The 12,521-nt window shown below is 73.6% G+C and carries 10 protein-coding genes; 5 read left to right on the top strand and 5 right to left on the bottom strand.

The features are described from left to right. Positions 1 to 4 precede the first annotated feature (4 nt). Positions 5 to 535, top strand: a complete 531-nt coding sequence (locus tag KME79_RS02505) for a DUF1707 SHOCT-like domain-containing protein (RefSeq protein ID WP_219543145.1) — start codon at positions 5 to 7, stop codon at positions 533 to 535. A gap of 19 nt (positions 536 to 554) precedes the next feature. On the opposite strand, the gene KME79_RS02500 is transcribed toward KME79_RS02505, so the two are convergent. The 4 genes from KME79_RS02500 to KME79_RS02485 form a co-directional block, all read right to left on the bottom strand. Next, complete coding sequence (locus KME79_RS02500; protein ID WP_219543144.1) at positions 555 to 1,955, bottom strand: sugar porter family MFS transporter; 1,401 nt, start codon at positions 1,953 to 1,955, stop codon at positions 555 to 557. Positions 1,956 to 2,058: 103 nt separating this feature from the next. After that, a complete protein-coding gene (locus KME79_RS02495; RefSeq protein ID WP_219543143.1) occupies positions 2,059 to 4,530 on the bottom strand; it encodes a polynucleotide kinase-phosphatase in 2,472 nt (823 codons plus the stop codon). Further along, a complete protein-coding gene (locus KME79_RS02490) occupies positions 4,514 to 6,109 on the bottom strand; it encodes a 3' terminal RNA ribose 2'-O-methyltransferase Hen1 (RefSeq protein ID WP_219543142.1) in 1,596 nt (531 codons plus the stop codon). Before KME79_RS02490 ends, KME79_RS02495 begins: the two co-directional genes overlap by 17 nt. Positions 6,110 to 6,151: 42 nt before the next feature. Continuing rightward, the gene (locus KME79_RS02485; RefSeq protein ID WP_219543141.1) at positions 6,152 to 7,066 is read right to left on the bottom strand and encodes an LLM class F420-dependent oxidoreductase; all 915 of its coding nucleotides are present in this window, start codon (positions 7,064 to 7,066) and stop codon (positions 6,152 to 6,154) included. A gap of 119 nt (positions 7,067 to 7,185) precedes the next feature. Between KME79_RS02485 and KME79_RS02480 the strand changes: the two genes are divergently transcribed. From KME79_RS02480 to KME79_RS02465, 4 genes are all read left to right on the top strand, one after another. Further along, positions 7,186 to 8,319 (top strand): glycoside hydrolase family 18 protein, encoded by a 1,134-nt coding sequence (locus tag KME79_RS02480; RefSeq protein WP_219543140.1) that lies wholly within the window; start codon positions 7,186 to 7,188, stop codon positions 8,317 to 8,319. A 75-nt stretch (positions 8,320 to 8,394) separates the two neighbouring features. Then, positions 8,395 to 9,543 carry a sensor histidine kinase gene (locus KME79_RS02475; RefSeq protein ID WP_219543139.1) on the top strand — a complete coding sequence of 383 codons (1,149 nt, stop codon included), beginning with the start codon at positions 8,395 to 8,397 and terminating at the stop codon, positions 9,541 to 9,543. Further along, positions 9,540 to 10,628, top strand: a complete 1,089-nt coding sequence (locus tag KME79_RS02470) for a sensor histidine kinase (protein ID WP_219543138.1) — start codon at positions 9,540 to 9,542, stop codon at positions 10,626 to 10,628. The genes KME79_RS02475 and KME79_RS02470 overlap by 4 nt, the downstream gene beginning before the upstream one ends. Next, positions 10,625 to 11,224 (top strand): response regulator transcription factor, encoded by a 600-nt coding sequence (locus KME79_RS02465; protein ID WP_219543137.1) that lies wholly within the window; start codon positions 10,625 to 10,627, stop codon positions 11,222 to 11,224. The genes KME79_RS02470 and KME79_RS02465 overlap by 4 nt, the downstream gene beginning before the upstream one ends. Here KME79_RS02465 and KME79_RS02460 read toward each other — a convergent pair. Next, a complete protein-coding gene (locus KME79_RS02460) occupies positions 11,221 to 12,480 on the bottom strand; it encodes a class I SAM-dependent RNA methyltransferase (protein ID WP_308248759.1) in 1,260 nt (419 codons plus the stop codon). The two genes, KME79_RS02465 and KME79_RS02460, sit on opposite strands and share 4 nt — an antisense overlap. Positions 12,481 to 12,521 lie beyond the last annotated feature (41 nt).

Below are 12,521 nucleotides of genomic sequence, written 5' to 3'. Positions count from 1 at the left end.
GGCGATGAGCCGGCCCGGCGAGAGCGAGGCATCCGTGATGGACCATGACGACCTCCGCATCGGCGACGCGGAGCGCGAGCAGACCATGACCGCCCTGCGCGAGCACTTCGCCCAGGGCCGTCTGACCCACGAGGAGCTCGACGAGCGCCTCGACCAGACGCTGGCCGCCCGCACCGGCCGCGACCTGGCCCGCATCACGGCCGACCTGCCCGGCCACGGGCCCGCCCGGCCCAGGCCCGCCCCCGTCGCCGACCTGGGGCCCTGGCCGGACGCCGCCTCCTGGCAGGAGGCGATGCGGGCGCACCGCAAGCAGATGAAGGCGTTCCGGCACCAGATGGGACACCACCATCGCGGGCCGATGCACCCCCGGCACCACGGCCACCGGGGGCCGGGGCCGATCGTGCCGATCCTGTTCGTGTTCCTGATGGTGGGGCTCTTCGCGGGCGGCTTCGGCGTGCTGAAGTTCCTCTTCTTCATCTGGATCGGCGCCATGGTCTTCATGTTCGTCCGCCGCCGCTTCGGCTCCCGGCGGTGAGAGCGACCGGGGCCGGCGGCTAGCCCATCTCCTCCAGCCTCCGGCCCTTCGTCTCCTTGATCCACCTGGTGACGAAGAGGAACGACAGCACGGCGAAGGCCGCGTACATCGCGTACGTGAGCGACAGGTTCCACTCCGACATCGCCGGGAACGTGACGGTGATCACCCAGTTGGCGAGCCACTGGGCGGCGGCGGCCACGCCCAGCGCGGCGGCGCGGATGCGGTTGGGGAACATCTCACCCAGCAGCACCCAGACCACGACACCCCAGGACAGGGCGAAGAACAGCACGAACAGGTTCGCCGCGATCAGCGCGATCGCGCCCTGCGGGCTGGGCAGCGCCATCGTGCCCTCGATCGGCCGGGCGAAGCTGAACGCCCAGGCGGCGGTGGCCAGCGAGACGGCCATGCCGGCCGAGCCCAGGAGCAGCAGCGGCTTGCGGCCGATCCTGTCCACCAGGGCGATGGCGATGAACGTGCCGACGATGTTGATGATCGAGCTGGAGAAGCTGATCAGCAGCGAGTCGGCCTGGTTGATGCCCACCGACTGCCACAGCACCGACGAGTAGTAGAAGATCACGTTGATGCCGACGAACTGCTGGAAGACCGACAGGATGATGCCGATCCAGACGATCGGCAGCAGTCCCAGCGCCCGGCCGCGCAGGTCCTTGAGCGTCGGCCGGTGCTCGGTCCTGAGCACGTGCTGGATCTCCCGTACGCGCTCGTCCAGGTCGCCTTCGTCGCCCTCGACCTGGGCCAGCACCTCCTTGGCCCGCCGGGGCTCCCCCGCCATGACGAGGTAGCGCGGCGACTCGGGGATGACGGAGGCGAGCCACAGGTAGGCGAGCGCGGGCACGACACAGGCGCCGAGCATCCACTGCCACGCCTGCAGACCCCACAGATGGTTGTTCACGTCGCCGCCCGCGAGCCGGGCGATCACGTAGTTCACCAGCTGCGACATGGCGATGCCGAGCACGATGGCGAGCTGCTGGAACGATCCCAGCCTGCCGCGGTAGGCGGGCGGGGCCACCTCGGCGATGTAGGCGGGCCCGAGCACCGACGCCATCCCGATCCCGACCCCCGCCAGGGCGCGCCACAACGTCAGGTCCCAGACGGCGAACGGCAGCATCTGGCCGATGGAGCTCACGGCGAAGACGATCGCCGCGATCTGCATGGTCCTGGTGCGCCCCCACCGGTCGGCGAACCCGCCGCCGAACCAGGCGCCGACGACGGAGCCGAGCAGCGCGACGGCGACCACGAAGCCGATCTCGACGCTGCCCACCTCGAAGTGGTTCTGGATGCCCACGACGGCGCCGTTGATGACCGAGCTGTCGTACCCGAACAGGAAGCCCCCGACGGCCGCCGAAGCGGCGATGAAGATGACGCGCCCGAGTTTCTCCTGACCGGTGTGCCGGCTTACCATGCGAGCCCTCCCCTGGATGGGGAGGCAACTACCCGCGATCGCCTTTTCTAGCGCCTTGTCTTCGGAAAACCCGATCTGTCCCGGCGCCGGGTCCCCGCCGAGGTCACAGCCTCGGGTCCACGGGCTCCGACTCCAGGGCGAGCACGGCGAACACCGGCTCGTGCACCCGCCAGCCCGGCTCGCCGTCCGCCAGCCGCGCCAGCGCCTCCAGGCCGAGCGCGTGCTCGCGCAGCGCGAGCGAGCGCTTCTTGCCGAGGAAACGCCTGCGCAGCACGTCCAGCGACTCGGTGTAGTCGGGGCCGTAGATGATCCGCAGGTACTCGCGGCCCCTGACCTTGACGCCCGGCTGCACCCGCCCCGCCACGTGCGCGGCCGGCTTGACCACCATGCCCTCGCCGCCGGCGGCGGTCAGCGACTCCCACCACGCGACGGCCGCGGCCCTGGACCTGGCCGAGCCGAGCGTGACGAAGACGTGCCGGGTCGGGGCGATGATCGGCGCGGTGAGCGTGGCCAGCGTCTCCAGGTGCCAGGCGTGCGGCTCCAGCGCCGTGGCCCTCCCCTGGCACGCCAGGATCTGGAAGGGCGCGACCCGTACCCCCTCCAGGCCGTCGACCGGCCAGCAGTAGCGCGCGTACGCGTCGCGGAACAGCGCGGCGTTGCCCGCGCGGCGGCGGGTGCGGTCGAGCAGCCCGGCCACGTCCAGCCCGCGCCCGGCCGCCGCCTCCAGCGCGGCGACGGCGTCGGGCAGCGCGGCGCGGGCGGCGGCGCCGACCGAGGCGTACTGGCGCCTGATCAGTTCGCCTGCCTTGGCGGACCAGGGCAGCAGCTCGCAGTCGAGCGCGACCCAGTCGGAGCCGAGCGCGTCCCACAGCGGTTCGCAGGCCGCGCGCAGCCGCTCCACCAGCGGCCCGGTGTCGGCGAAGAACGGCCGGCCGGTGCGGGTGTAGACGGCGCCGGAGCTGCCGTCGGTGACGCCGAACCGCTCGGCGGCCGCCTCGGGCGTCCTGGCGAGCACGGCCACGGCGCGCGAGCCCATGTGCTTCTCCTCGCACACGACCTCCTCCACCCCGGCGGCGGCGAACTCCTCGAACGCCTCGTTCGGGTGCTCCAGGTAGCCGTCGAGCGCGGACGTCTCGGGCGGCGCCATGGTCGGCGGCAGGTAGACCAGCCAGCGCGGGTCCACCGCGAACCGGCTCATCACCTCCAGCGCCGCGGCGGCGTTCTCCTCGTTCACCTTGACCCGGCCGCCGAACCTGGTCTCGACGTGACGGGTGCCGCGGACGTCGTCGACGGCGAGCAGGTCCGGATCGCGCTCGGGGGCGGCGAGCGGCTTGACCGGCTCGTACCAGACCTGCTGGGCGGGCACCTGGACCAGCTCCCGCTCCGGGTAGCGCAGCGCGGTCAGGCTGCCGCCGAAGACGCAGCCGGTGTCGAGGCAGATCGTGTTGTTGACCCACTCGGGCCGCACGGTCGGCGTGTGGCCGTAGACGACCATGGCCGTGCCCCGGTACTCCCGCGCCCACGGGTAGCGGACCGGCAGGCCGTACTCGTCGGTCTCGCCGGTGGTGTCGCCGTACAGCGCGAAGGCCCGCACGCGGCCGGAGGCCCGCCCGTGGTACGCCTCCTTGAGCCCGGCGTGCGCCACCACCAGCCGCCCGCCGTCGAGCACGTAGTGGCTGATCAGCCCGTCCATGAAGGCCCGCGCCCGGTCGGCGAACTCCGGCGGCCCGGCGGCGAGCTGGTCGAGCGACTCGCGCAGGCCGTGCGCGAGCGTGACCTTGCGTCCGCCCAGCGCGCGGGCCAGCTTGGCCTCGTGGTTGCCGGCCACGCAGATCGCGGTGCCGGCCTCGACCATGTCCATGACGAGGCGGAGCACGCCCGGCGTGTCGGGCCCGCGGTCGACCAGGTCGCCGACGAACACGGCGGTGCGGCCCCCGGGATGGCTCACGCCCTGGGGGCCGTGCCGCCAGCCGAGCTTCTCCAGCAGCGCCTCCAGCTCCGCCCGGCAGCCGTGCACGTCGCCGATCACGTCGAACGGGCCGGTCAGCTCGCGCCGGTCGGTCCAGGCCTTCTCGTACGAGACCGCGGCGCTCTCGATCTGCTCCACGCCCCGCAGGACGTGCACCTTCCTGAACCCGTCGCGGGAGATCCTGCCCAGCGAGCGGCGCAGCTCCTTGCGCTGGCGGATGACGACCCGCGCGCCGAAGTCACGGTCGGGCCTGGCCGCGTTGCGCGCGACCGCCACCTCCTCCGGCACGTCCAGCACGATCGCGTCGCACAGCACGTCGTGCCGCCTGGCCAGGTCGACGAGGCTCTTGCGGGCGGCGTACTGCACGTTGGTGGCGTCCACGACGGTGAGCAGCCCGCGCGACAGGCGCACGCCGACGATGTGGTGCAGCAGGTCGAAGGCGTCCGGGGTGGCGCTCTGGTCGTTCTCGTCGTCGGAGACGATGCCGCGGCAGAAGTCGGACGAGATGACCTGGGTCGGCCTGAAGTGGCGGGCGGCGAAGGTGGACTTGCCGCTGCCGGAGACGCCGACGAGCACCACCAGGGAGAGCTCAGGAACGCTGATCACGGGTGAACACTCCCATCTGGGTGGGCGGGCCGAGCTCCGGGTCCTCCTCGCCGACCGGCCGCAGCTCGGCACGGTAGCCGTAGCGCTCGCCCACTCTCGCGGTCCAGGCGGCGAACTCGGCGCGGGTCCACTCGAAGCGGTGGTCGGGGTGGCGCAGGCCGGTGAGGAAGGGGTAGCGCGGGTTGTACTCGACGTTGGGCGTGGTGACGACGACGTGGCCGGGCTTGGCGTGGCCGAACACGACCTGTTCGAGCGCGGCCAGGCGCGGCGGGTCCACGTGCTCGACCACTTCCATGAGCACGGCGGCGTCGTAACCGGCCAGGCGCCCGTCGGTGTACGTGAGCGCGCCCTGGAAGAGGGTGAGCCTGGCGCGCTTGCTGTCGGGCATGCGCTCCAGCCTGAGCTTGCGCGCGGCGATGGTCAGCGCCGTCGCCGAGACGTCCATCCCCGCCACGCGGGCGAAGCGCGGCCTGGCCAGCAGCGCGCCGACCAGCTCGCCCTGACCGCAGCCGAGGTCGATGACACTGGTCGCCCCGAGCTCCTCCAGCACCTCCAGCACGGCGGCCCGCCGCCGGGCGTGCAACGGCACCCGCTTCCCCCCAGGCACTTCAGCACCGGCGCCCGCCGCGTCAGGGGCGTCCTCTCCGGCCGCGCCGCGCACCTCCGCACCAGCGCCGGGGTCGTCGCCTCCGGCCCCACCGCGCACCTCCGCACCAGCGTCAGGGGAGTCCTCTCCGGTCGTGCCGCGCGCCTCGGCCTCGGCGGCGGCGGCCTCGTCGGCGGCCGTCTCGCCCTCCGGCGCCTCCTCGGCGAGCGCGGGCTCCAGCCGCTCCTCGGGCTCGTCGCCCAGCTCGGCGAGCCGGGCCAGCGCGGTGCGGGCCAGCGCCCAGCGCCGCCCCAGGTAGCGGCGGGTGATCAGGGACCGCTCCGGATGCCCGTACAGCCAGCCCTCTCCGGCCCGGACCAGCTTGTCGATCTCGTCGGACGCGATCCAGTAGTGCTTGCCGTCGTCGAGCACCGGAAGCAGCACGTACAGGTGGTTGAGCGCGTCGGCCAGCCGCACCGTGCCGGACAGCTCCAGCCGCACGTACCGCGAGTCCCCCCACTCGGGGAAGCCCTCGTCGAGCGGCACCGGCCGGGCGCTCACCCGCCAGCCGAGCGGCGCGAAGAGCCGCTCGGCCAGTTCAGGGCCGCCTCTGCAGGGCAGCGCCGGCAGCCGGATCTCCAGCGGCAGCGGCGCCGCCGCCAGCTCGGGCCGGGCATGGCAGCGCCCGGCCCGCGCGGTGCGGAACACGTCGGCCAGCGCCACCGCCAGCAGCGAGGACGCGGCGTAGGGCCGGTCGTTGACGTACTGGGCCAGGCTGAAGTCGGGCGTGTTCTTGCCCCGCGACCTGGCCAGCGTGACCGAGTCGACGTCGAGCAGCAGCGCGGCGGTGCACCGCTCCTCCCCCGCCTCTGGATAGAACACGGTCGCCTCGCCGAACGACTGGCCGAACCGCTGCACCCGGTCAGGATGCTTGTGCAGCAGGAAGCCGAGGTCGGTGGCGGGCCGCGCCGTCGTGGAGATCGTCAGGAGCACGCGGACAAGTGTGCACCAGCCCGGCGAAACGCCGCCATCGAGTTACACGTGCGGCAGCACCTCGGCGGCGATGAGCTCCAGGTGCTCCAGATCCCCCAGGTCCATCACCTGCAGGTAGATCCGCTCGGCGCCTAGCGAGCCGAACGCGCCGATCTTCTCCAGCACCTCGGCCGGGGTCCCGGCCAGCCCTCCTTCGCGCAGCTCGTCCAGCGGCGTGCCGGCGGCGGCGGCCCTGCGCTCCAGCTCGGCCTGGTCACGGCCCACGCACACGGTCTGCGCCGCCGACATCAGGATGTCCCGGCCCGTCTCCTGGGCCGCCCGGCGCACCCGCTCGAACGCGGTCGCGGTCTCCTCCACGGTGTGGAAGGGCACGTTGTACTCGTCGGCGTACGTCGCGGCCAGGCGCGGGGTGCGCTTGGCGCCGAAGCCGCCGACGATGATCGGCGGGCCCGGCCGCTGCGCCGGCTTGGGCAGCGCGGGCGAGTCGACGACCCGGTAGTAGGGGCCGTCGTGGGAGTACGACTTCTCCGCCGCCCACAGCCCCTTGATGATCTCCAACTGCTCCTCGAAACGGCCGAACCGCTCGGCCGTGGGCGGGAACGGGATGCCGTACGCGGCGTGCTCGCCGTCATACCAGCCGGTGCCCAGCCCCAGCTCGACCCGGCCGCCGCTCATCTGGTCGACCTGGGCCACGCTGATCGCCAGCGGCCCGGGGAGCCGGAACGTGGTCGGCGTCACCAGGGTGCCCAGCCTGATCGTGGAGGTCTCGCGGGCCAGCCCCGCCAGCGTGATCCAGGCGTCGGTCGAGCCGGGGCCCGGGTCGCCGTCCCCGATGCGCTGATAGTGGTCAGACCGGAAGAACGCGTCGAAGCCAAGCCGCTCGGCGGTCCTGGCCACGGTGAGCAGTTCGTCATAGGTGGCGCCCTGCTGGGGCTCGGTGAAGATCCTCAACTTCATGACGCCATTATCGATCCAAAGCGGACGTCATCCGGAGATTGACCGCGCGCCACCCCGAACGCTTGCTAACGTCCACCCTCAACCGCGTTCCGTAGTCATGTGATCACTCGGAGTGGCTCATGTCGGCCTCACGGCGCAGAAGACCCGCAGGTACGCTCCCGCGTCCGCTCGCTTTCCTGGCCGCGGGCGTCCTGGCGGTGGCCACCGGGGCGGCGCTCTCGCTGCTGCCCGCCCGGGCCACGCTCCACCAGACGACGCCCCGGCCCTCTCCCCCGCCTGCCCGCGCCACCCCCGCGCCACCGCCGGTCCCGCCGGGGCCGTCCGGATTCGTGACGTTCGTCGACACCGCGGCCGACCCGGGCTTCGACCTTCCCACCGACGCGCGCCGCACCGGCACCCGCTGGTACGCGCTCGGCCACCTGACGGCCGCGCCCGACGGTTGCGCGCAGCGGTGGGCCGGGCGGCTGGCGTTCGGCCACGACCCGGTGGCCAACCGGATCGCCGGGCTGCGCGCCCTCGGCGGCGACGCCGGGCTGGTCTTCGGCGGCCCGGCCGGCGAGGCCGCCGCCACCTGCACCAGGCCGGGCGCGCTGGCCGCCGCCTACCGGCGGGCCGTCGGCGCCTTCGACGCCCGCTACGTCGACTTCGACCTGCCGCGCCCCGGCGACCAGGCGACGGTGCTGCGCCGCGCCCGCGCGATCAGGGCCGTGCAGCGGGAGCGGCGGCTGAGCGTCGGCTTCACGCTGCCGCTCCACCCCGACGGGCTGTCGGCGCGCGACGCGCTGATGCTTCGGCTCACCCGCGAGGCGGGCGCCCGCGTCGCCACTGTGAACGTGCTGGCCGAGATCGAGCCGCAGAACGCCCCCGAGGGCCGCCTGCTACGACTCGCCAAGGCCGTACGAGCCGCCCAGGCCCAGCTCACGAGCCCGTACGGACCGACAGTCGCGAACAAGACCACCACCCGCCAACCGTCCAGGCCGGCGGGCACGGCCGCAGCCGCCACCGGCGAGCCGTCCGGGCTGACGGGCGCGGACAGGGCCACCACCGGCGCGCCGGCCCGCGCGGCGGGCTCGGACGGGATCGGTGGCGGGCCGCCTCGGCTGGCGTTGACGTGTGTGCTGGCCGATCCGGGAGATCTGAGTGTGACGGACGCGCGGAAGCTGGCCGCGTTCGCCGTCCGGCACGGGCTGGCGTGGCTGTCGCTGAGGGGCGCCGCCCCCGACCCGGAGGTGGCCAGGGCCTTGCGGAGCTGACCATTACAGCCACCCTTGCCGGAACTATAGGCTTTCGCTGCGGGACGCGGCCTACGAGCGGTTAGGGGAGTCAGGGTGGCCACCAGGCCGGAAACGGCGAAGAAGATCCTCATCTACTGGATGGACGGCATGGTCCTCCTGATGGGCATCGCCTTCGTCGCCACGATCGCCGTCGCGGCCCAGATGAGCATGATCGGCTGGGTGGGCGCGGCGGCCTCCATCACGTGCCTGACCGTGGTCCTCGTCATGTTCTCCCTCATCCTCAGGGACGCCTTCGACAACCGGCCCCGGCCCACGGTCAAGCTGCTCGTGTCCGGGGTCGCGGTGGTGGCGGTCCTCCTGCTGCCGATGCCGCGGGACGGCTCGTTCATGACCTGGGAGGTCGTGGCGTACCTCTGGCTCAGCGTCGTCCTGCTCCACCTGCCGTTCTGGGCGACCGCCCTGATGGGCACGGCGCTGGTCACGGCCATCACCGTCATGCAGACGGGGCACGGCGGTCCGTGGCAGGCGGTGCTGCTGATCCAGCTGTCCGGCGCCGTGCTGATGCCGCTGGCCATGTGGTCGTGGCGCTGGCTCTGGTGGACGATCAGGGACGCGCACGACAGCCAGGCGGCCAAGTCCAGGCTCGCCGTCGCCGAGGAGCGGCTGCGCTTCGCCCGCGACCTGCACGACCTGCTCGGCCACAGCCTGTCCGTCATCACGCTCAAGAGCGAGCTGGCCGCCAAGCTCGCGACCAAGGACGCCGCCAAGGCCGCTGCCGAGATGGCCGACGTGCGGCGGCTGACCGGCGAGTCGCTGACGGAGGTCCAGCTCGCCGTGGACGGCTACCGGTCGCTGGACCTGGACGAGGAGCTGGCCAGGGCGCGCGCCGTGCTGGAGGCCGCCGGCACCCGGTGCGTCGTCGAGGCGGGCACCGGCGAGCTGCCGCCCGCCGCCCGCGCGCTGCTCGCCTGGGTGGTGCGCGAGGGCGCCACGAACGTGCTCAAGCACAGCTCCGCCTCCCGCTGCTCGATCACCTTCGCCGACGGCGTGCTGGAGATGCGCAACGACGGCGTGCACGGCACGAAGATCAGCCCCGAGTACAGCTCCGTGAACGGCACCTCGAACGGCGCCGGGAGCGGACTGCGCGGCCTGGCCGAGCGGATGACCGCCGCGGGCGGCGCCTTCTCCGCCGGGCCGGTGCGCGACGGGGAGTTCGTGCTGCGGGCGCGGGTGCCGGCATGAGGCGCGCCACCAAGCTCGACAAGGTCCGCTGGCTCATCGTCTACTCGACGGACTTCGTCCTCGCGCTGGGCCTGATCGGGCTCGTGATGGTGTACGCGGCGTGGGAGGGCGGCATGCCGGGCCCGCTGGCCGCCGCCGGGGCCGTGCTCGTCGTCTCGGTCGTGGTGCTCGGGATGCGGGTCTTCCGGCTGGCGGTCAGGGGCGCGGCCCGGCCGACCAGGCTGCTGGCCGCCGGCGGGGTGATGGCGCTGCTGCTGACGCCGTTCGCGGCCGTGCCGACGATCGCGCTGTGGCCGGCGATGGTGTCGCCGTGGGTCCGCGGGCGCACCACCCTCCTGCTGTCGGCCGCGTCCATGGTGCCGGTGACCGTCCTCTTCCTCGTGCTCGGCGCGTTCGAGCCGGCGCTGCTGCTCATGCAGGTCCTGTTCACCGGCCTGCTCGCCGGCGGCATCCCGGTGAACCTGTGGCTGTGGAGCATCACCAGGGAGGCGCACGAGGGCCAGGAGGCCAGGGCCCTGCTGGCCGTGTCGGAGGAGCGGCTGCGCTTCGCCCGCGACCTCAACGACCTGCTCGGCCAGAGCCTCACCGGCATCGCCGCCAGGACGGCGGGGGCCGAGGACCTGCTGCGCGCCGACCCCGAGGCGGCCTCCCGCGAGATGTTCGAGGTACGCGACGTCGCCCGGCGGTCGCTGCGCGAGGTGCGCGCGGCCGTGCAGAACTACCGGGCGCTCGACTTCGACGAGGTGCTGGCCAGCGTCCGCGCGGTGCTGGAGGCGGCCGACGTGCGCTGCACCGTGGAGTGCGACGCCGGCGCGCTGTCACCCGAGACCCGCACCCTGCTGGCCACCGTGGTCCGCGAGGGCGCCACCAACGTGCTCAAGCACAGCAAGGCCGAGCACTGCACGATCACCATCAAGGAGGGGATCCTGGAGATGACCAACGACGGCGTCATCGGCCCGCCGGGCGAGCACGCGCCGAACGGCCTCGGCGGGCTCGCCCAGCGCGTGCGCGGCGCCGGGGGCACGCTCTCGGCCGCGCCCACGCCCGGCGGCTCGTACGTGCTCAGGGTGGTGGTGCCGGCATGACCACGCGCGTGCTGCTGGCCGACGACGAGCACCTCATCCGGGGCGCGCTGGCGGCGCTGCTCGACCTGGAGGACGGCATCGAGGTCGTGGCCCAGGTGGGCAGGGGCGACGAGGTGGTGGACGCGGTCGCGGAGCACCGGCCGGACGTGGCCGTGCTGGACATCGAGATGCCCGGCATGGACGGGCTGAGCGCCGCCGAGCGGATCAGCTCCACATGCAAGATCGTGATCCTGACCAGCCTGGGCCGGCCCGGCTACCTGCGCAGGGCCATGGCCGCCGGGGTGAGCGGGTTCCTCGGCAAGGACGCCTCCGCCGAGGAGCTGGCCATGGCGATCCGCAAGGTCCAGTCGGGCGGGCGCTATCTCGACGCCGAGCTGGCCGCCGCCGCGATGGCGGCCGGCGACAGCCCGCTCACCGACCGGGAACGCGACGCGCTGCGGCTGGCCGCCGACGGCCACCCGATCGCGCGGATCGCGGGCGAGCTGCACCTGACCGAGGGCACGGTGCGCAACTACCTGTCGAGCGCCATGACCAAGCTGAACGCGCAGAACCGGCTGGAGGCGATCAGGACGGCGCAGCGCATGGGCTGGCTCTAAGGCTGTCCGGCTCTGACCAGGAGGGCGACGCACTCCACGTGGTGGGTCATCGGGAAGGCGTCGAAGGCCCGCAGGTCGGCCAGCGGATAGCCGCGCTCGGCCAGCCAGGCGAGGTCTCGGGCCAGCGTCGCGGGGTCGCAGGACACGTACACGACGCGTGACGGCTCAAGGGCGGCGACGCGGGAGACCACGTCGCGGCCCAGGCCCGCGCGGGGCGGGTCGACGACCACGAGGTCCGCGCGCTCGATCTGGTAGCGGTCGAGGGCGTCCTCGACGCGGCCGCGCTCGATCCTGGCCTGGGGCAGGTCGCGCAGGTTGGCGCGGGCGTCGCGCACGGCGGCGGCCTCCGACTCCAGGCCGAACACGGCGCCCTCGGGGCCGACCGCCTCGGCCAGGCCGGCCGCGAACAGGCCGGCGCCGCAGTAGAGGTCGAGCGCCCACTCCCCCGGCTCGGGGGCGGCGTAGGCGAGGACGGCGTCGAGGAGGGTCTCGGCGGCGCCCGGGTGGACCTGCCAGAAGCCGCTGCCCGCGACCCGGAACTCGCGCTCGCCCACCCGCTCGTGCAGCACGCCGGAACCGCGCCGCGCGGCGGTGCGGCCCTTGCCCTCGTCGAGCAGGACGGCGGCGGGCGCGTCGAGGTCGGGCACGGCGACGGGGCGGCGGTGGCGCGGGGTGACGACGACGGCCCGCTCGCCGCCGGACGAGGCGATCACCTCGACCGCGCGGGCGCCCGGCCAGTCGTGCGACTCGGCGCCGACGGCCTCCACCTCGGGGTGGGCGATCAGGCAGGCGTCGATCGGCTGGATCTCGTGGGAGCGGTGCCTGCGCAGGCCGAGCCGGCCGTCGGAAAGGGCGGCGAACTGGACGCGGGTGCGCCAGCCGAGCCCGTCCTTGGCGCCGGGCACCTCCTCGACGACGACCTCGCGCTCGATGCCGGCGAGGCGGCGCAGCTGCTCGGCCACCACGTCGGCCTTGAGCCGGCGCTGCGCCTCCAGGGTGGCGTGCTGCCAGTCGCAGCCGCCGCACAGGCCGGGGCCGGCGTACGGGCAGGGCGGCACGACCCGGTCGGGCGACGCCTCGATGACGCGCACCGCGTCGGCCCGCAGGAAACGGCTCGTCTCCTCGGTGACCTCGGCCACGACCCGCTCCCCTGGCAGCGCGTGGCGGACGAAGACCACACGGCCCTCATGGCGTGCCACGCACCAGCCGCCGTGGGCGACCGGACCTACCGTCAGCTCGAGCGATGCCTGTTCCACACCCGACAGCCTATGCCCGGAGGGATCCCGCCCGGCCCGCT

This window comes from Nonomuraea harbinensis (genome assembly GCF_019396385.1).
In the GTDB taxonomy this organism is placed as follows: Bacteria; Actinomycetota; Actinomycetes; order Streptosporangiales; family Streptosporangiaceae; genus Nonomuraea; species Nonomuraea ferruginea.
This window is presented reverse-complemented; position numbering and strand designations above follow the sequence as displayed.